We start from the raw sequence: 20,687 nt of genomic DNA on the forward strand, positions 1-20,687 counted from the left end.
CTTAGAAATAACCCTCCCGTTTACGTCTTTCCATACTTCCCGCCGCTTCTTGGTCAATGACCCGTGTTGTCCGTTCCGATGAGACCGCACCAAGCGTTTCTTCAATAATGGCATCTATCGTATCCGCTTCCGACTCGGCTCCACCTGTAAGAGGGTAGCAACCTAATGTGCGAAAGCGCATCTTTTTCATTTCAATTTTCTCATGAGGTGCAAGTTTCATGCGATCATCGTCAACCATAATGAGATGTCCATCGCGTTCGAGTACAGGTCTTTCTTTTGCAAAATAAAGAGGCACAATATCAATGTTTTCTCTGCGAATATATTGCCAAATGTCTTTTTCCGTCCAGTTGGATATTGGGAATACGCGGGTGCTTTCGCCCTTATTGATTCTTGTATTAAAAAGCTTCCACATTTCTGGTCGTTGGTTTTTCGGATCCCAGGCATGGTTTTTATTACGGAAAGAGAAAATCCGCTCCTTCGCACGCGACTTCTCCTCGTCACGTCTTCCGCCGCCGAACGCAGCTGTAAATCCGTATTTGTCCAATCCTTCTTTCAAGGCTTGGGTTTTCATAATATCCGTATACGCGGAACCATGATCGAACGGGTTGATCCCTTGATCAATCCCTTCCTGATTGGAGTGAACAATCATCTTAATTCCGAATTCTTGGGCTTTGCGATCGCGGAATTCAATCATTTCTTTGAACTTCCACGTTGTATCAATATGCATGAAAGGAAATGGCGGCTTCTCCGGATAAAAAGCTTTCAGCGCCAAATGCAGCATCACGGAACTATCCTTCCCGATCGAATACAGCATTACGGGATTTTCACATTCCGCCGCTACTTCTCGAATAATATAAATCGCTTCAGCCTCGAGTTGATCCAGATGCGTCATTTCATCTATAGAATCAAGCATCAATTTTTCCATGGAAAGGTGCCTCCTTTTAATCCTTACTAAATCTATCGTCTTTCTTTATATACTAACAGATTCCGGCTTTTATGCAAAGTGGAAGAAAGTAAAAAACTTGAGATTTCTATGATTTCGGGTCGAATATTGTCGTACTTTTCGGAGAGCATCACTTTCTTTAGCACAATACTAACTGTATGCAAGTAAAGTCCTCTTTGTCACGCCTAGAAGGAAAGGGGTCAGAAAAGCGCTAAAGTCGAACATTTGTTCATTTTATCCATGCGAAGATTAAATATTCTGCTCATAATGAAATAAAGTTGCTACTCAGATTAAAACGCGCGGAGAAAATGAAATATAAAAAACATCCTGAGAATTCTTCTTAGGATGTTAATATTATTTAAATAAATCAATTAACACAATTCACTTTACCGAACCAATGTACTTTTGCAAACTATCTTCCACACAATCGGTAATTAACTGCACGAATGGTTTTAACTCATTTTCCATACTTGCTAACTCTAAAGACTCATAATACTTCAACCAAGCATTGTTTTCTGCTTTTACAATAGCTGGTGGAAATCCAAATTGCATTAAGATTAAATTCATTATAAGCCGTGCTGTACGCCCATTACCATCAGAAAAAGGATGAATGTAAACGAAACGGAAATGAAATTCCGCGGCTAGTTCAACAGGGTGCAATATATTTTCGTGTTTATTGTACCATTGTATCAACTGTTCCATTTTTTCTGAGAGCACTGAGAAATTTGGATGGGTATGCTCAGAACCAGATATCAAAACGTTGATCATCCGATATCGCCCTGCATTCTCATCGTCAATATTTTTAAGTACGAGATGATGAATTGATTTTATGACATACTCAGTCAATTCCATGTTTCTATTTACTACATCTTGCACGTAATAAATGGCTTCTGAATGGTTAACAACTTCAAAATGCTCACGCAGCTTTTTACCACCAATTGTTAAACCTTCTTCTAAAACCAATTTAGTTTCTAAAAGTGTTAATGTGTTACCTTCAATTGCATTAGAGTTGTACGTCCATTCGACCCGATAAACTTGTTCCAAATTTCTTACAGCAGCCGCTGGTAAAGGGCGTAAAGTATCCAATTCATTTTTTAAAAGATCTATTTTATCAAAGGTCATTGTGCCCCACCCTTCCTAACTATTATTACCATTATATCACAGCTAGCCATAATTTCTCAGTGGCGGATGAGTGTACAGTAACGAGCTAAAAAAAACCGCAGAAAAGGAATCTCCCTTCTCTGCGGCATTTCTTCTATATACACAATCTACCCAACACTAGCCAAACTCACCATCGGCTGCACATACGGACGACTCTCATAAAGCGGAATTCTAACTTCAAAGGCACTTCCGATCCCCAACTCGCTTCGCACACGAATACTTCCATTGTGAAGCTCGACGAGCTCTCGCACTATGGCAAGCCCCAGGCCGGATGAGCCTTTATGTTTCACGGGTCTGCCTCTCTCCACTTTGAAGAAGCGCTCCCAGATGAGCCCTTGATCCTCCGGTGTTATACCGATTCCCGTATCGGTTACCGTGATGAGGACACACCCTTCCGATGGAACGGCCATCGCCTTCAATTCGATCGTTCCGTTCTCGGTGAACTTAACGGCATTTTTGATCAAATTGTTTAAAATTTGTTCCAAACGATCCGGATCGGCGTGAGCCTGTGGCGAATTTTCATCCACGAGGCAATGAATAATCGTCCCGCGGAGTTCGGCCTCCTGTTGGAATTTAAAGCTCAGCTTGGCCAGCATCGCCTGAACATCGACCGCCAACCACACGAGATCGATTTCCTTATTTTCCAACTTCATTAAATCAGTAATATCATCGACTAGCCGATTCATATGGAGGGTTTCGTTATACATGATTTCGTAATATTTTTCCCGTGCTACATCTTCAATCAAACCATCCTGCAGTGCCTCCAAAAAACCCTGCATCGCCGTAAGTGGCGTTCGCAACTCATGGGATACATTAGCCAAAAAATCATGCCGCATCTGATTCAACTGTCTCTTTTCCAAATCAACACGCGCAAGCTGCTCCACCATGTGGTTAATGGTCGTTGCCAGGTCACCAATCTCATCCTTGGAATCGATTTGAATGCGCTCACTGTAATCACCTATGGCAATCTTGGCTGCCGCCTTATCGATCTGTTGGATAGGTCGAGATATGGACCAGGATAAATAGAAGGATACCGCAGATGAAAAGAAGATACCGAGCAGGGTAACCCAAAGGATCGTTTCTCTAAGCTGCGCAATGGTCTCATTCATCCCTTTAAGCGGCGCATGCAGGACAATACCACCGTACACGTTGTTGTCTTTTCCCCATGGGACGGCAACTGAAAGCATGCCTTCTTTAAAACCTTCAGATTGATGCCATATGGCAGGTTCACCATTCAGGACGCCATTGATTACTTCCGTGCTGACGACCTTACCTTTGTTCACCTCATCCTTTGACGATGTGGTTACGATATTTCCGTCCAAGTCAAATATCCAAATACGGGAATCAAAGGCTTCATCGAAAAAGCGTAGCTGCTCCTTAAATCGATCATTGGGTTCTGTCTGGTTTTGAATGGCGAGATTCACCTGCTTGGCTTGCCGGATCATCTCATTACTTTTGGAGTCCACAATATAATCCTTGGCAAACAACGAAATAACGAGCCCTACCGCACACAGCCCAACAAGCACCGTAACCATGGAGCTGGTCAACATTTTGCGGAGAATGCTTTTATTTAAGTACATGCGGCTACCTCAAATTTATAGCCCACGCCCCAAACCGTATGAATAAAAACCTGATGACACGGGCTTAATCTTTCACGAAGCTTTTTAATATGTACGTCCACAGTTCTCATATCGCCTAAAAAATCATATCCCCACACCTGCTCCAGCAGTTGTTCTCTCGTAAACACGTCGCCCGGAGATTTCGCAAAAAAGGCGAGCAGTTCAAACTCCTTGGGGCGCATGTCGATTTTCGTATTTCCCGCGAGCACCTCTCGGCGGGTCACATGGATGACTAAATTATCAAATTCATATTGGACGGGTTCCACCTCAATAACCGGCTGTCCCTTCTGCATTCTACGAAAAATCGCTTTAATGCGCGCCACCAGCTCCCTCGGACTGAAGGGCTTTGTCATATAATCGTCGGCGCCCAACTCAAGGCCAAGCACCCGATCAAACTCATCATTCTTCGCCGTCAGCATAATGACCGGCACATCAGAGCGCTTGGTAATCTCTCGGCACGTTTCATACCCGTCGAGTCCGGGCATCATCACATCTAGTATCACGATATCAGGATTAACTTCTGCCAACATGGTCAGGGCCGAGACGCCGTCAGGGGCTTCAATTACTTCGATGAGCTGCTGACGGAAATAGAGCCGGATGATTTCTCTTACGTTCGGGTCATCATCTGCAATCAACACTTTCCAAGTCACAATCGGTTCACACCTTTCTATGATCCTCTCATAGATTTCTACAACTTTTTCCATTTTAAGGGGGTAACCGAACTTGTGTTGCTTATATTACATAATAGGAATCGCATGACACCGCTTACAAAAAGTGACAGAAAGCAGCCGAGTAAGCGCACTTCATGCCGCCAGATCCCGCGTTGCACAAGGCGTTCTCCGCTTATCCCTCACAAAAAGAGGCTATCTCAAAAGTCAGTTTTAGACTTTTTGAAATAACCTCTTTTTTTTCGTTAATGGCGGCTGAATAATGAACCTGCTTCTCCGCAGAATAACTGGATTTTCTCCATCTATTTGAAGTCGATTTCTCCAATTCGAAAGATTAACTGTATTTCCTGTAGGTAAATTCCTTCAATTGGTTCATTTCTCCAAATTTCATAGAAACTACATGTACTTTTTCCATCTAATCACGAAACTACCCCAAATTCGAGCAAATTAGCTGTAGTTTATACATCTAAACGCGAATCGGCCGTCAGACCACCACGGGAAGGAGCTTTTCACCACGAAGAGAGTGCCGTTCTCTTCCATGTATTGGGTGCCACACACACATAGACATACCCGTCATCCCACGCCATCTCCCCCACTTCTCCGGGGGCTGTAGCTGAGGCTGGCGTCATCGATTTGCGGATACGAATGCTGTCATCGCTGACGTCCAGCTTGGTCTTGGCGTCCGAGTTGCCAATACCGATATTGCCGCTGCTGCGGTTAATCGTTAACGGATTGTCCAGTGCTTTACCATCATTCGAATATCGGATAATTTGCAGATTGGAGCCGGCATTTCCTCCGGTTTCTTCGGAGTTATCTGCACGCATTGCCCAGCGTGGCGTCGTCACGTTCCCAGCATCCGCTTTGGCCCAAGTCAGATCGCGATTGACACCACTGGTTCCCGCAACTCTTAAAATCCCATCCATCACATTGAAATTAGAGGAATGCGTCCGAATTTCAGCTACATCCTGATCAAATGGAATTTCCAAACGCGTAAACAGTTCATTCGGATTTTTGCCATCAGGTGCCATTGTTGTTTCGAATGACATATGATTATGATCGTGCTGCTCCGGGTTATTCGCTTTGGCATGCGCGATGATAGCCGCCTTGTCTTTTCCCTTCTCGTCCAGCCATGCGATGGCCGGCTTCGCTCGGTCTTTCGTCCACTGTAGTCGAATCAGATCCGACAAGTGGCCTTCTGAAGAGATCCACTGCTTATCGGTAGAAAGATGAATGCGATCATTATGAGGAACCTCAAGGCCCCCACCCGGTAAAGACGATTCCTGAAAGGTGCCAGCCGTCTCATGGCCGCCTGTGAAAGCGAAAGCCATTCCTGAGACACCAATTGCCGCACCAGCCAACAGAGAGATCATTAAGCCTATTTTTTTCATTTTGCATCCTCCTCCTTCTAGTTCATCGAACCCGGTTGGCGATTAGCGTTCAATAGTTCGATCCACCTCACGTAATCATGGATAGCGATGCCGATATAGCTCGGATAAGGGGAGAGGCTTTCCTTGACCTGTTTCAATTCCGACTCCATTAACGAAGAATTCGACTTATAAAAGGTCGTATAATCGGCTTCCTTACTGGGCAGCGTATCCACGGCAATAACGGCCTGTTTCTTCAGTGTAGCTGCTTCTAAAATGATGGATTTGGCTCTGGCAATGATGCCGTTGCTGCCAAGTGCCGTATTCCGATAAGCCATAATGACGACACTATCCGCCTTCTCCAACAGCCACGCGCTAAAGGAATAACTAGATCCCGGCACGTTAATCGTATTTATCCAAAAGGGAATATCAAAGGCCAGCTTCATGCTGCGATCCGTGCTTTTTACTTGGGATTCAATGAATCTGATCGTAGCCATCCACTGTCCGAGCACCCAGGTCTGATTCGTCTTCCACATGCCCAATGTGTAGGGTTCAATATCAAAATGGAAGCCTTGGAAGCGTTCGGGAGCACCTACTGAAGCATTATATTGTGTGACCGCTGCCATCCATTGCCCGATATAGATATGGTTATTGTCATAGATCCAATCCGATTGGCCAGCCAGCGCCTCTACTTTGATACCCTGATCATTCGCTCTGCGGATGAAATTTCGATAAACATCCTGAGACGGATATGTTTTTACATAGCGCAGATAGATAGCAGTCAGTTTTTGCTTTGCAGCAAACGCGAGGATGCTATCACCATCCGTCTCAATCAGCTTGCTGTCCCAGATCCAAGTGGACCTTTGCGCTTTGCCCGCCGAAGTGATCAATACCAAATTCCGTTCTCCCACCCAATCGACATCGGCCCCGAGGCTCTCACTAACCGCTCTCAGCGGAACCATGGTTCGATCATTTTTCAGGACAGCCGGAGCGTCTAATTCCACCTGCTTGTCGTCAACCGATGCAACATTTTGACCGATGGTCAATATTGCAGTTGCGTGCTGACTGCGAAAGGTTACCTGTTCCAGGGAACGATTCCATGCCACTTCAGCACCTAACTTCTCGGCAATCTCCCTTACCGGTACCATCGTGCTACCTGTCGATTGATCAATGTAGGGCTGAGCATCCGTATAGACGATCTTTTCCCCGTTGACCGACACCCCAAGCTCCGTGTTTATCGAGTACACCGGAAAAAATAAAGGAATACTTGTTAACATTTGAATAAGGACCAAGCATACAATCGTCTTTCTCAGAGGGACTAACAGATTAAACCATACTATATTCAAGCTCTTCCTTAACCACCTCTACGATACCTTCCACATAACCGGACAGTTCCCTTTCATCCGGTCCTTCCGCCATCACACGCACGAGTGCTTCCGTGCCCGAAGGCCGCACCAATACACGGCCGCGCCCGGCCATCTCGCTTTCCACCTGACGGATGACAGCATCGATTCGACGATTGCCTTCCAGCTTGTACTTATTCATCACGCGTACATTAACTACCAACTGAGGGTATTTGACTACGGGGGCCACGAGCTCAGACAAAGGCTTCCCTTCTTGCAACATAACCTGCAGCAGTTGAACGGCCGATAACAAGCCATCACCTGTCGTTGAATGATCCAGTAAAATGATATGTCCAGAGGACTCTCCGCCTAAGTTGTACCCACCATTCCGCATCGTTTCCATGACATGACGATCTCCGACCTTGCTTTTTAACGAGTCGAGACGAATGGTTTGCAGCGCTTGATGAAAACCAAGGTTGCTCATGACGGTAGATACGACGGTGTTGTGACTTAAACGTCCCTGCTTGGCCAGTCGAGCGGCAAGGATATAGAGGATGTGATCCCCGTCCAGAATTTCGCCTCGTTCGTCAACCGCAATCAGCCGGTCCGCATCACCATCGAATGAAAGTCCCGCATGGGCACCATGTTCAAGCACAGCCTTACGCAGATGTTCGGGATGCGTTGAGCCGCAATCCTTATTAATATTTAAACCGTCTGGCTGATGATGCAATAGAATCGTCTCCGCACCCAATTCCGCGAATAGCTGCGGAGCTAGATAGGAAGCCGCTCCATTCGCACAATCGAGCACGATTTTGCATCCTGACAGTGGTGTCGCAACCGTCGACTTCACGTAGCTCAAATAATCCTGAGCGCCCTGCGGATCATCAAGCAGGGTACCAATACCCGCTCCCGTAGGTCGTGAAATCCGATGCTCGTCACCCTGCAAGCGGCTCTCGACTTCCGCTTCCCATGCATCCGGCATTTTGAAGCCGTCCCTGCCAAAAAATTTGATCCCGTTATCCTCCACCGGATTATGAGATGCGGAGATCATCACCCCTGCATCCATGCCTGATTGCCGTGTGACATAAGCCACACCTGGCGTCGGCAATACGCCTAGCCTTACGGCATCCGCCCCTGCGGATAATAACCCGGCAGCCAAAGCTGCTTCTAGCATGTGCCCGGAGATACGGGTATCCCGTCCTATGACGACGGTGGGCCGTTTATCTTCACAGCTGCGCGTCAGCATATAGCCAACAATAAGCCCTAATTCAAAAGCCAGCTCTGGCGTTAACTCGCGATTAGCAACCCCTCTAACACCATCTGTACCGAAAATCGCTCCCATATCAGCTCTCCTCTCTATCACTTGTTAGGCAAAAATCCCCATGTGTTCATAGAAGGCTCGATTCGCCTCCTCCAATTGTTCAGGGGTGTTAATCCCCATCACCTCTGTCGGATCGTCAAGAATCATCGCCTCGAATTTCTTATGGCTACCAGAGATACCCGTCTGTCGCATGACCTTCACGATATCGGTCAAGTAGTACTCCCCCTGCGCATTGTCATTGGTAATGCCAAGGAGCGCTTGAAACAAGCTTTCATTATCGAAACAGAAAATCCCCGTGTTAATTTCGTTAATCAATTTCTGCTCAGCCGTTGCGTCTTTCTCTTCAATGATATCGACAACTGCGCCGCTTGCAGAATCTCGGATAATTCTTCCATAGCCGGTTGGATCGGGAACGATCGCGGTCAACACCACACCAGCGCTCGTGTTTGCCCGCTGTGCCGCCAGCAGCATTTCGATGGTGGATTGCCTGATGAGCGGCGTATCGCCCGTCAGCACCAAGGTCGATCCGCTGCGGTTACTGAGCAGTCGCTCTGTCTGCTGAACGGCATGTGCCGTTCCAAGTTGGTCCTCCTGCTGGACGTAGGTAACCCGCGCTCCCAAGCACTTCTTGACTAGCTCTCCCCGATGCCCGATCACGGCCAAAATCTTAGTGATCGGCATCGCTTCCAGCTTGCCCACCAAACGGGCGATCATCGGTACGCCTCCGACGGGATGAAGCACCTTGGGTAGCTCCGACTTCATCCGTGTGCCTTTCCCTGCAGCTAACAGAATAGCGAATGCTTCCATGTGGTTCAGCTCCTCTCCGGATGGTTTATTCAACCGTCACACTTTTGGCCAAGTTGCGCGGTTTATCAATATCATTCTCCAGAGCCAGGGAGGCGTAATAGGAGATTAACTGAAGCGGCACGACGGCCAATATCGGTGCCAGGAGATGGTGGGACGGCGGGATAAAGCAGATTTCATCGACGCTATTCAGCAGCCCCACATTGCCTTCCACCGTAATCCCCATGACATGGGCGCCACGGGCCTTAACTTCTTTAATGTTGCTAACTGTTTTCTCGTACAGGTCCATATGTGTAGCGAGGGCAATCACCGGCGTATCCTTTTCGATCAGCGCCAATGTGCCGTGCTTGAGCTCTCCGGCTGCATAAGCCTCCGAGTGGATATAAGAGATTTCCTTTAATTTTAGTGAGCCCTCCAGCGCAACCGCGTAGTCCAAGCCTCTTCCGATAAAGAATAAGCTTTCCGCATCTTTGATCGATTCCGCATACAGCTTCACTTCGTTGGCGTTTTCCAGAACCTTCTCCACTTGAACCGGGAGGGCCTTCAAGCCTTGGATCAGCCTCGTATGAAGCTCGGTAGGCAGCGTCTGCCTTTCCTGGGCCAAGTAAATGCTGAATAAATAGAAGGCGAGCAGTTGAGCGGTATATGCTTTGGTCGATGCCACGGCAATTTCCGGACCGGCCTTCGTTGCGATGACATAATCCGCATCTCGCGCAACCGAACTGGTTGGCACATTCGTAATCGCCAGTACTTTAGCTCCTTGCCTTCTGCTCTCTTGCAGCGCAGCTAGCGTATCCGCTGTCTCCCCAGATTGGCTCACAACGATGACGAGCGTTCGCTCCGTGATGATTGGGTCCCGATATCTGAATTCCGAAGCAATATCGCATTGCACCGGGATTCGCGTTAGCTTCTCCAGGACCGCGCTGCCGACTAGTCCGGCATGGTAGGCGGTGCCGCAAGCTACGATAAAGATTTTATCCACATGTTGAAACGCCCCTGCTGCATGCGCCAATTCTGGAAAAATCACTTCGTTCCCATCGTTGATACGCCCGAGCATCGTATTGCGCAGCGTTAACGGCTGTTCGTGAATTTCCTTCAGCATGAAGTGCTCAAACGGCCCCTTCTCGACCTGATCTGCACTCCAATCGATATGCATCAGCTTACACGTCGCTGGCTCTCCTGTCTCAATCTTCGTGATGGAGACACCCTCCCGTGTAAGGATGGCCAAATCGCCATCCTCCAAGATATAGACCTCACGGGTATGCTCAATAAGTGCAGAGATGTCCGAAGCCATGAAGTATTCTCCCTGACCCGCACCAATCACAAGCGGACTTGCTTGTCTAACCGCGACAAGTTTATCCGGCTCATACTCTGTCATGACACCAAGGGAATAAGAGCCCTGAAGTCTCTGAATGACCGCAAGCATGGCGGTGAAGAGGTCGCCTTCGTAATGCTCGGCCAGCAAGTGAGCAATTACCTCGGTGTCGGTCTCGGAAGCAAAAGTGATGCCTTTTTGCTCCAGCTCTATTTTCAGCTCCATATAGTTTTCCACAATACCGTTATGCACGACCGTGAATTTACCCGACATATCCGTATGGGGATGAGAGTTGACATCCGATGGTCTGCCGTGCGTAGCCCATCGCGTATGCCCGATGCCCATCGATCCTTTCAACGGCTGCTTATCCAGCTGACCCGATAAGTTCGCCAGACGTCCTTCCGCTTTGCTAATCTTGACTTGGTCCTGCTCTAGTACCGCGATCCCCGCGGAATCATACCCTCTGTACTCCAGCTTGCTTAATCCGCTGAGCAGAATCGGCTGTACATCTCGCTTTCCAATATATCCTACAATGCCACACATCTTTGTTTTCCCCTCTCTCTTCTAAAATGCGTTTAAACGCCTACAGCGAGCCTCACTTCGCTCTTGCGAATCCCCGTACCCAATCGATAAATATTGTCCCCTGGAATATCTACAAAAGCATTGCGCGTATCGATAATCGGCACGCCAAGCTCCGCAAGTTCACGGTTGTTGAAGCAGCGGTGATTCGTGATGAGCACCATGCCGTCATATTCGGCAAAAGCAGATAGATCGTAGTTCACAGATTGTACCGTCTCACCATCTTTATCGAGGAAGGAAACGGCATGTGGATCGTAATAGTCCACTTTAGCTCCGCTCTCTCGAAGAAGCTCGTACAACTCCAGCCCCGGCGATTCACGAAGATCATCCACATCCGGCTTATACGCCATACCTAGAATAAGAATCTTCGAATTGCGGATGGATTTGGCATACATATTGAGAATCTGCGAAGCTTTATATCGGACATACTCCGGCATATTATCATTAATAGATTGTGCGAGTTCAATGAACTTACTGTAAAAACGGAATTCCTTCGCTTTCCACGATAAATACATCGGATCCAGCGGAATGCAGTGACCGCCGATGCCAGGCCCCGGATGGAACGGCATAAAGCCAAACGGCTTCGTCGACGCAGCTTTGATGACTTCCCAGACGTCAATGTCCATTTTGTCGCACATCATGGCCATTTCGTTAATGAACGCAATGTTAATACTGCGGAACGTATTTTCCAGCAATTTGGACATCTCCGCTACTTTCGGCGAGGAGACAGGTACAACGTCCTTCACTACGTGGCCGTATAAGGTTACACCGAGGTCGATACACGCTTCCGTCGTACCCCCGATAACTTTTGGCGTATTATAGGTGTTGAATTTGGGATTACCCGGATCGACCCGCTCCGGCGAGAAGCAGAGGAAGAAATCCTTGCCTACCTTGAGTCCTTGCGCTTCCAATTCGAACTGGATAAGCTCCTCCGTCGTTCCCGGATAAGTGGTGCTTTCCAGGATGATCAAGGCTCCGCGCTTGAGATTTTTCTTGATTTCCCGGACGACACTCTGAATATAAGAGGTATCTGGATCTTGGTTTTCACTGAGTGGCGTCGGTACGCAGATGGAGATAGCATCCAGCCTTTGAACCGTATGGTAGTCGTCCGTCGGAATAAATCGACCAGACTCGATGGCTTTCACCACTTCTTCGCTCGGAACGTCTTGAATATACGACTGGCCGCTTTGAAGGGACTCTACCTTCCGGAAATCGAGATCGATGCCGTATACCGTAAACCCGCCCTTTGCCATCTCCATGCATAAAGGCAGCCCTACATAGCCGAGACCGATGACCCCGATTTCGGCCGTTTTTGTCTGAAATTTATATTTTAATTGGTTATATGCGTTCATTATGATTCCACCCTCTCGTGTTTCTCGTTTATTAGCTCAGACGGGAACTTAGTTTTTTGATTCTCCACTCCAGCTCCGAAATGGAGAAGGGCTTCGTCACATAGTCGGATGCGCCTAATTCAAAGGCACGATCCATACTTTTCGGCAGCTGCTTATCGGTAAGAACGATGACTTGTCCTTCACCGTCATAATCCCTCTTGATTTTGTCGATCAACTGGTAACCATCAAGAATCGGCAGGTTCAGCTCCGTAATCACCAAGTTCGGCATCGTTTTCTCAAATTTCTCTAGGGCTTCACTGCCGTCCCTAGCCTCTTCTACCTTGTAACCGTTGATCTCAAGCCGCAGCTTGACGAACTCTCTGCTCACCTCGTCCGGATCGGCGATGAGAATCGAGGTAATTCCCTGCTGAACCCCATGATTCATGAACAGGTGAATATCTCGGCTCTCCCCTTTCCCTAGCAGCGTCGTCTGGAGCATCTGTGACATCGATTGTTCCGTCAGTTCCCCACTCTCCGGGAAGCTGGCAACGACCGTCTGACCTTCGAGCAAATCTTGCTGGTCTAGAAACTCTTTGAGCACGAGCGAGGCATAGTGGGTATTCATAAGCTTTTGCCCAGACAGAACGATTCCGAGAAGGCCGCTTGGATCCAAGTAGAAACAATGAAGAGATGCCTCCGGCTCAAAGCCGCTCACATAGGACTGCATTTGTTCCAGCACCTTCTGGCCCACCGCTGCGCACGGCGCAAGAATCATCCCGCAGGGAGCACCCTTTTCATAGGAAACCTGAACTTTTTCTGCTAATTGGAACATTGCTTCTTGAATCGGATCATGAACTAGTACCGCCATCTTCTCCACTCCTCTTATCTATTTATTAAAATTAGTTCGGACCATCGTTCCCCACGAGTTGTTATTTCGCAGGAATTGGACATGTCCGCTTAATCTCCACCACACACCAATTTGTCGATAACCGGCAAACATCAAGAGTGAATACAAGATCATTTTGTTCAGGTCACGCAGCTTGGGATATCGGCTGAAGGCCGTTTCTTCAATAAATAAGGCTCCCAGGCTTAAGGCAAAACAGGAGAATAAATTGACTAACGAAAAGATAACGACGGTGTACCAATCCGTCATATTCAGCATCCAGTAACCCAAAATAGCCAATAGGCCGCTGAGGCGGAAATATGGATTCAGTGTTTCAAACACAATGTTATAGGGAAGTGTCAGCAGCCCAAATATTTTGTATTTCGGGCGCAGCACCATGTGAATACCTTCTTCAATCATATTTTTCAGATTTCCCCGCCCCCAGCGCTTGCGTTGACTGCTCAAGATCCGGTACGAATCAGGAGCTTGTGTCCAGCAAACAGCATCTGGGCAAAACGCTACCCGGTAGGGAATTTTATTATCCAAACAGTAACGGTGAAGCTTGATGACAATGTTCATATCCTCACCGGGGTAGCCCCCACGGTAACCGCCGACGGCGATGATCTTTTCTTTTTGAAACACACCGAAAGCTCCTGAAATAATAATGAGTCCATTAACGGCGCTCCAGCCGATCCTGCCGCCTAGGAAAGCTTTCGTATATTCGACGTGTTGCAATGCCGGCAACAGCTTACGAGGAAATTGAACATCCTTCACAATGCCATCTTCTACCGTGCAACTGTTCACGATTCGAACATTGCCCCCAACGGCGACCGTCTCCTCGGGGTTCTCCATGTAGACCCGGGCAATCCGCGTTAAGGCATCCTTTTCAAGCAAAGAGTCGGCATCAATCGTTGAGATCAACGCATAGTGGGAAAGATTAATTCCTGCGTTTAACGAATCTGCCTTCCCGCCATTCACTTTATCTACCAAATATAGATTGGGATACTCGGAATTATGGTACACCCCTCTGACTTTTCCGGTCTTAATGGAGCTGGACAGCACCGGATGGAGGAGCTCCATTTTGAATTCTTCAATCATGCACTTCAAGGTCCCATCCTGTGAACCGTCATTGACGACGATCACCTCATATTCCGCATAATTGAGCGCCAGCAGCGACCTTACGTTTTCGATAATGGTTAACTCCTCGTTATAAGCCGGTACCAACAGGGAAACCGGCGGGAGCTGACTGGAACTGGATAGCTTATTGATCCGATTGTACTGGATTCCCCGCTTGATGGAGAAAATATGCCGAATCGAAAATCCGAAGATGAAATAATAGAGCAGGGTAACGAGAACAACGTAAAAGAGCGCGACATAGCTGTAATAGAGCAAAAACTCCCTTAATCCGCTCAGAAATGAATCCAACACCACTTGATATCCAAAAACCCACATGTTTACACTACCCTCCTATACGACACGATAGATACGTTTTGACCTGTGAAATACTTTGTCATAGGTGTACATAAGTAGGTTATATTGCATGAGCTTATCCCAATTATGCAGCCCCATCGACAGATGCTTGAGCTCATCATCAATCAGCTGCTGCATGAACTGCCCGCGTTCCATCCCTTGAACCGCTGCTGCACTTTCACAAAGCGCCACCATACCTGCTTCTCCCAAATGGAGCAATCCTTTGGCCGACGAGTACACGATTCGCTGATCAGCGTCGCTCAGACTTGTTTTCATCAGTTCGACGTAAGCTGTATTCTTGATGTTGGCCAAAGCCTCGATCGTCAATCGACGAATGCCCAGATTGGGATGACTCAGCAACTTGCTGACAACGTTTTTAGGCAGCAAACGGGAGCTTTTCAGGTACAACTCCACCGCTTTGATTTGAATGTCTTCGTGCTTGGAATCCATAAGACGATAAACCGCAGAAGCTGCTGCCGGATCGGTGTAGACATTGAGCCCAATCAGCCCAATTCGAACGTAAGCTGGATCCTGACGACTTACATAGCCCGTGTACAAGGAACCGGCATCCACGTCCGAATCGGCGATCATATCCACAATCAGCTCGTAGCATTTCTTGTTGTGCTGAAGCAGCGTCTGAACCATGGCTCCGAGCTCTTGCTGACTGCGGGCACACTTGGCAACAGCTCGGGCTACCACAAACAGCGACGAATCGAGCGGATGCTCTTTTAACATATCCAGTAAATTCGGTACCGCCTCCTTCACCCGCATGCATCCCAAATGATACGCGGCATCCAACTTCACCCGATATGTTCGGCTGTTAAAGCGCTCCATATGGTGCTGCACGAGCCCCAGATCTACGCAAAGCTGAGCCAGCTTGTGCCGCTGTTCACCTGAGAAGATTTCCATCATATCATTCAGCTTCTCTTGCATGGCGTCCCTTTCCACCGGATTCATCTTCCAGGGAGGGACTCTTAACGTGTCTGCCCCATCCAGATTTGCTTGCACATAAGTTAGGTAATCCTTAGACTTTATTTGGAATCGGTCGTTCAGCTTTCTCCTTCTTATACTTCTCACTTTGATGGCATAAATGATGACCACACAAACTAGATTAAAAGCCAAAATGATATACAACGCTTGTACGGCTGCATTAAGATTGGTGTACACACCTGCACTCTCCTCTTCTTTAACTGCTCGATGGAACGGTACTGGTAACGGGTCCGTTGATCTTATGCAACGCCTCTTTCAAGATGTAGTAACTTTGTTTCGGCCGTTCCACGTAATTCACCTTATATTCCCAGCCCTGCCATGTGTATAGCGGCATCGTGGACACCTGCACCGGCTGCGCCGCAGCTGAGCTGTCTCGGCCAACAACGCTATCATTCTTCACAATCCATGGAACAAAGCGAACACCTTTCACGTGCGTCATTTCAAATTTATTGTTACTCGGCTGTTTGTAGTTGATAACGCTCAGCGAGCTTGGATCGTTGAATCCCAGCAGCATCCACGGTATACGTATTTCGAGCACCTGCCCTTGCACTTGCCACATCGCCTTCGAATTGTATTCGGCACGCGACGGATCGCTGTAGCCTCTCTCTAAAAGGCCAACCTCCACATCTCCGAAAGGGTGATCCACTCGGGAGTCGGGATGTTCCAGCAGATAATTAACCGCCAGCTTCCAAGGTTTGAAAATCCCCGAGTCATCCAGCTTTTCCTTCGGATCGATGTCCGGCAGCCCTGAACGCTCGTACAATCTAGCGTGGATATCGTAATTGGAAGCGATCGTCATGCGGCTTTTATTGTCATCCGACAACTCGATTAATGTTTCCAATCCTTCATCTAATGTCATGCCGTGAAGCTCCGGCCCGTGGCGATTACCACCAGGCAGCGTATCAGCCCCGAAATAGATGCTTTCCTTGGACGGATCAAATGGCTCAGATAGCTTGGCCTGTAAGTACAGGTAGCCTTCGTCATGTGTGGCCCAAATCTCCTCAAAGCCAGGAGTGGGCACGTCAAGCTTCGTCTTATCCTTTAGCTTGTTCCAATCCGAGGCGTCCCCATCGATGTGAATCGATTCGTCTTTGCCCGGGAACATCCCAAGCACCCCGAAGAAGGATTCGTTCGTCAGCGTGTTATACCAATACGCCCGGCGATCCGCTTCATCGTAGCGTTGCGTGTTCCACGTCTTCTTAAACCATTCATCCTGCCACGTGAACAAAATCGCCCCGGCATAGCCAGACTCATGAATCTGCCCCAGTAATTCCGCATCAATCTCTCCCTGCCCCTTCTCGCTATGACCGCCTTGATTGCGGCCAAGGGTGCCCAAGTGGGCTACGCCCAAGGAAGCCGGCACACCATACTCGGTGACCATCACCGGCATATTGGGATGCGCTGCTTTTAACTTATTGAGGTAGGTGAGGTAACTATCTGGCTCCCCCTTGTTGTTGGTCATTTCTTGGAATGACTTATCAAAGGCAAAGAAATCCGGATAATACGGGTACACATGATACGATGCAAAATAGCCCGCATCCCAATTCACTGCTTCAATATGCGTTGGATCAACACTAACCAGATCTTCTTCGATGAGGGGCTCGCCCGGATGTGCGAGCGGATCCGTCGTCACCCAATTGGCGAAGGCCATCGGATGCTGCCAGCCATATTGAATTTCCGTTTGTGCCGCCGTGTCGACCATCAAGGCCAGCCACTTTTCAAAAGCGCTCGCTCCCGGTTTATTTCGGAAATATTTCCCGTCATAGTCTGGGGTGTCCTTATGCAAATCATTGGTCCCCTTCACCATCTTCGGATCCCATTCCGTCCCGATAATCCAGCCCATGAGATAAGGACCTGCATTGTATTTATAGGTACCTCCGGCTTTCCCCGAGTGCGGCTCGGGTGTAAGCGTCGTTTTGCCATAAACCGCCGCAACCGCGTCTTTAATCTCTTGCTCGAACTTCGTCTTGATCTTGGGATCGAAGGCATCCTGCCCTTCAATCAGCTGTTCCTCGGGGCTCCATACGCCCTGAAGAAAGAAAAGCGGATCCCTCTGATGTTTCATGTTGTATTTGGAAAGCGCCTCGTAAAACTCGGGCATCATGATCGTATACACCCGAATCACATTCGCTCCCATGTCCTGAATCATGCCAAACCATCTCTCATATTCGTTCTCCGAAATGACCAGCTCACCAGGAAAATGTCCTGGGATCGTCGCCCCCATATTAATCCCCTTGGCAAAATAGGGCTGCCAGGCTTCATTCGTGTATTCTTCTACATTCGTTCCTACAGTCTTAAACTTCACATGTATGCCGCTAGCCAGCGTCGTGCTTTCGATTCTGACCAAAAGCGGACGCAGCCAATAATAAATCGCACCGGCTACAATCACAAGAACAAGACTTATCCTTACAAACAATTTGAGCCACTTTCGCATCCTATTCACCTTCGATTATTTGCTGAGTTCGTCTGTCTATTGCCATGGTACGACAGGAAAGTACAAATGTCTGTTTTCAAAGTGTTAAACATTATGATCAATTGAACATGATTGTGTTCGTTGTTGGAACTTTGTTATCAAAGAGTTAAAAGATTGTGAGAGGATTGTTAAAAGGGGATAATTTTGTGTAAATGGGAAAGTTTAGGGGGAATGTAAGGAGAGATTTGGCGGATATTGGGGGAGTGTGGAGAATGATGAGTTAAAATTATTGATGCTTAATGAGAATGCCTGAATAAAAAGCGAAGAACACCTGATTTGGGTATCAGGTGTTTTTCGAACTTTCTCCCACCACATGATTTGAGGAGATTAACTGGATTGTATGGCGGTGGGGAGAACGGCTTGCAGCTGCAACCCGCGGAGCTTATTCTCGAGGATCCGTTTCTCGAATCTGACGTGAAGTAGCTCCGTATCGAGATCCTGTGCCATTGTGTGAATCGTCGTTACGATATCCTCAGCGGTGAGGATGTGAATCGAATCAGCATGGTGGGAGATATATTCAAGTAAGATGTCGATGGAAACTTTGCAGAGGGTGATTCTTTGTGTGAGCGTGGCTTCCTCTTGGATGGTGGATTGGTATTGGGTTTGGATGGGGTGCATTGGATCGCCTCCGGGAGTAAATAGATTGGTGGGTTCTAGGACACTTTGTGTCTGAAGTAAACCCCGTCCTACACTTATTAAGGAAGATTACTAGCATTAAATAGTTAAGCCAAAGGCATACAGACACAAAATGTGTCTTAACTATTTAAATATAAATTATTTCACTAAATTCTTCAAGCATAAAGGAAACTTATCGTGTCCATTATAGTAGCAAAGATGCTGAGTTCCTTATAATGGTTGTTGAGGTGATTAACCGTGTTCGGCAAACGTCTGGCAGAGCTTAGAAATAGTAAAGGGATTAGCCAATATGAACTAGCATCACAGATGAACCTTTCACGCGGACAAATCGCTAATTATGAACAAGGTACCCGTGAACCTGACTTTGCTACTCTGATAGCATTGGCTGATTTTTTTGAGGTAAGTTTGGATTCACTTCTCGGTAGAGGTTGGACAGTAAACGAGGAGTTAGATAATATTGCTTATCTTAGTGGAAATAAAGAGAAGCTAACAATTGAGGAAGCAGACTTTTTAAAAGAGAGTTTAATATCACTGCGGAAATATGAGTCTCAGTTGAAGATCAAGAAATAAACACACCTGAACCTCAGGTGTGTTTATTTCTTCAATATCATAATTTAATTCTATATGTATGTGAGATAGGAAACGAGTTAATAGAGACTGTAATAGTCCGCTAAAGCCTGGATTTTTTTAGGTTTTTGACATTACCTTTACGTTCATTTATACATAATCTGATTGTGTTTCATTCAATAATAGAAGAGGTGCCGCGGCACCATCTCTATTACCTAAATGGTAAGAAATACAAATTACTTCTATAACTTCTTAAATACTTATCTCTCTAAATGCAAATATAAAAGTCGCATGTTGTATTCAACACACTCCTAATTAATCTATATATCGAGATGTTTGCCACAATGACCTATATAAATAATATGCGAGACAACATCAATATAATAATGAATTCGAATAAATGGCCCTATTTTAATATGCCATTCAAACAATTTTTTCCCTAATCCAGGAACTACAAATAGTCGTTGAGCTTCATACCGCTTTCTATTCAAGGTTTCATTAGATTCTCCCGATATGTCAAATCCAGTTTCCATTTTGTAAAACTTCATTCTCTCTTTATCATTTACATTATCTTCAAGCAATTTCAAATCAATCTCTAGAGCTAGTATGGTATACAGGACTTCAGAATATCTACCATGAAAATTATGTTGTCTTGCGCTTTTTATTGCACTAGGTAAAATAATAATTTTACTAATACGCTTAGTAATTTCATTAAAAACATCAAATATATTTTTTAATATTAGATTCTTCTCAAAAAAACTTTCCAGAGATGGGATCCCTATGCAATTAATAATTTCTAATGATTTCGAGTTAGTACTAACTTTATAGTTCGATTCTATAAGGCAATTTTCATTCTCAAGAGAAAGTATATAGCTTTGACCATCCTCAAAACATATGGCTAATAGTTCTTCACATAACTTAGACTGAAACGTTGGCTTTATTGTTGGTTGTAATGTTGGTGTAGAGGAAAAATAAGGCCCACTGTTCATAATACCTATGATAAAAGTTGCTACTTCATTTACTCCCGAGTGTTTATGAAGATAATGCTGTAAGGTCCCACCTTCGATTAACTCTGTGCTCCAAATATCCTCTCTTATTTTAAATCCGAAATTGTTTATTCGAAGAATTGGTATAAATCTAGCAATTTCTCCAAGATGACATTCAATATTATATGTAGATGTCATTGTTAAATAGTTGTGGTTTAAATAGAAATTATTCAT

Annotated in this window: 17 protein-coding genes; 1 reads left to right on the plus strand and 16 read right to left on the minus strand. The window is 46.5% G+C overall.

Going from position 1 to position 20,687, the window contains the following annotated elements:
* Position 1 precedes the first annotated feature (1 nt).
* The 15 genes from cysD to HQN88_RS28690 all read right to left on the minus strand — a co-directional run bounded on the left by cysD (position 2) and on the right by HQN88_RS28690 (position 18,882).
* Positions 2 to 925, minus strand: a complete 924-nt coding sequence (gene cysD / locus HQN88_RS28620; RefSeq protein WP_173118951.1) for a sulfate adenylyltransferase subunit CysD — start codon at positions 923 to 925, stop codon at positions 2 to 4.
* Between the two features lie 399 nt (positions 926 to 1,324).
* Entirely contained in the window at positions 1,325 to 2,065 is a 741-nt protein-coding gene (locus tag HQN88_RS28625) for a Fic family protein (RefSeq protein WP_173118953.1), read from the minus strand.
* A gap of 146 nt (positions 2,066 to 2,211) precedes the next feature.
* Positions 2,212 to 3,684: a sensor histidine kinase gene (locus HQN88_RS28630; RefSeq protein WP_173118955.1), complete on the minus strand. Its 1,473-nt coding sequence runs from the start codon at positions 3,682 to 3,684 to the stop codon at positions 2,212 to 2,214.
* Entirely contained in the window at positions 3,675 to 4,376 is a 702-nt protein-coding gene (locus HQN88_RS28635) for a response regulator transcription factor (protein WP_173119088.1), read from the minus strand. Before HQN88_RS28635 ends, HQN88_RS28630 begins: the two co-directional genes overlap by 10 nt.
* A gap of 524 nt (positions 4,377 to 4,900) precedes the next feature.
* Entirely contained in the window at positions 4,901 to 5,779 is an 879-nt protein-coding gene (locus HQN88_RS28640) for a hypothetical protein (protein WP_173118957.1), read from the minus strand.
* Between the two features lie 17 nt (positions 5,780 to 5,796).
* A complete protein-coding gene (locus tag HQN88_RS28645; RefSeq protein WP_173118959.1) occupies positions 5,797 to 7,101 on the minus strand; it encodes a copper amine oxidase N-terminal domain-containing protein in 1,305 nt (434 codons plus the stop codon).
* Positions 7,082 to 8,440 carry a phosphoglucosamine mutase gene (gene glmM, locus HQN88_RS28650; RefSeq protein ID WP_173118961.1) on the minus strand — a complete coding sequence of 453 codons (1,359 nt, stop codon included), beginning with the start codon at positions 8,438 to 8,440 and terminating at the stop codon, positions 7,082 to 7,084. The genes HQN88_RS28645 and glmM overlap by 20 nt, the downstream gene beginning before the upstream one ends.
* A 24-nt stretch (positions 8,441 to 8,464) precedes the next feature.
* Positions 8,465 to 9,226 (minus strand): NTP transferase domain-containing protein, encoded by a 762-nt coding sequence (locus HQN88_RS28655; protein WP_173118963.1) that lies wholly within the window; start codon positions 9,224 to 9,226, stop codon positions 8,465 to 8,467.
* A gap of 25 nt (positions 9,227 to 9,251) precedes the next feature.
* Entirely contained in the window at positions 9,252 to 11,081 is a 1,830-nt protein-coding gene (gene glmS / locus HQN88_RS28660; RefSeq protein ID WP_173118965.1) for a glutamine--fructose-6-phosphate transaminase (isomerizing), read from the minus strand.
* A gap of 32 nt (positions 11,082 to 11,113) precedes the next feature.
* Positions 11,114 to 12,469, minus strand: coding sequence for a nucleotide sugar dehydrogenase (locus tag HQN88_RS28665; protein ID WP_173118967.1), 1,356 nt, complete (start codon positions 12,467 to 12,469; stop codon positions 11,114 to 11,116).
* A gap of 31 nt (positions 12,470 to 12,500) precedes the next feature.
* Complete coding sequence (locus HQN88_RS28670) at positions 12,501 to 13,316, minus strand: response regulator (protein WP_173118969.1); 816 nt, start codon at positions 13,314 to 13,316, stop codon at positions 12,501 to 12,503.
* A gap of 18 nt (positions 13,317 to 13,334) precedes the next feature.
* Positions 13,335 to 14,783 carry a glycosyltransferase family 2 protein gene (locus HQN88_RS28675; RefSeq protein WP_173118971.1) on the minus strand — a complete coding sequence of 483 codons (1,449 nt, stop codon included), beginning with the start codon at positions 14,781 to 14,783 and terminating at the stop codon, positions 13,335 to 13,337.
* 15 nt (positions 14,784 to 14,798) lie between these two features.
* Positions 14,799 to 15,968 carry a HEAT repeat domain-containing protein gene (locus HQN88_RS28680; protein ID WP_173118973.1) on the minus strand — a complete coding sequence of 390 codons (1,170 nt, stop codon included), beginning with the start codon at positions 15,966 to 15,968 and terminating at the stop codon, positions 14,799 to 14,801.
* A gap of 19 nt (positions 15,969 to 15,987) precedes the next feature.
* Positions 15,988 to 18,225 (minus strand): hypothetical protein, encoded by a 2,238-nt coding sequence (locus HQN88_RS28685; protein WP_173118975.1) that lies wholly within the window; start codon positions 18,223 to 18,225, stop codon positions 15,988 to 15,990.
* Between the two features lie 366 nt (positions 18,226 to 18,591).
* The gene (locus tag HQN88_RS28690) at positions 18,592 to 18,882 is read right to left on the minus strand and encodes a hypothetical protein (protein WP_173118977.1); all 291 of its coding nucleotides are present in this window, start codon (positions 18,880 to 18,882) and stop codon (positions 18,592 to 18,594) included.
* 255 nt (positions 18,883 to 19,137) lie between these two features.
* Here HQN88_RS28690 and HQN88_RS28695 point away from each other — a divergent pair, with 255 nt between their 5' ends.
* Positions 19,138 to 19,470, plus strand: a complete 333-nt coding sequence (locus HQN88_RS28695; protein WP_173118979.1) for a helix-turn-helix domain-containing protein — start codon at positions 19,138 to 19,140, stop codon at positions 19,468 to 19,470.
* 317 nt (positions 19,471 to 19,787) lie between these two features.
* Here HQN88_RS28695 and HQN88_RS28700 read toward each other — a convergent pair whose 3' ends face one another.
* Positions 19,788 to 20,687 carry a hypothetical protein gene (locus tag HQN88_RS28700; RefSeq protein WP_173118981.1) on the minus strand — a complete coding sequence of 300 codons (900 nt, stop codon included), beginning with the start codon at positions 20,685 to 20,687 and terminating at the stop codon, positions 19,788 to 19,790.

The sequence above is a fragment of the Paenibacillus qinlingensis genome (assembly GCF_013204845.1).
Taxonomy (GTDB): Bacteria; Bacillota; Bacilli; order Paenibacillales; family NBRC-103111; genus Paenibacillus_E; species Paenibacillus_E qinlingensis.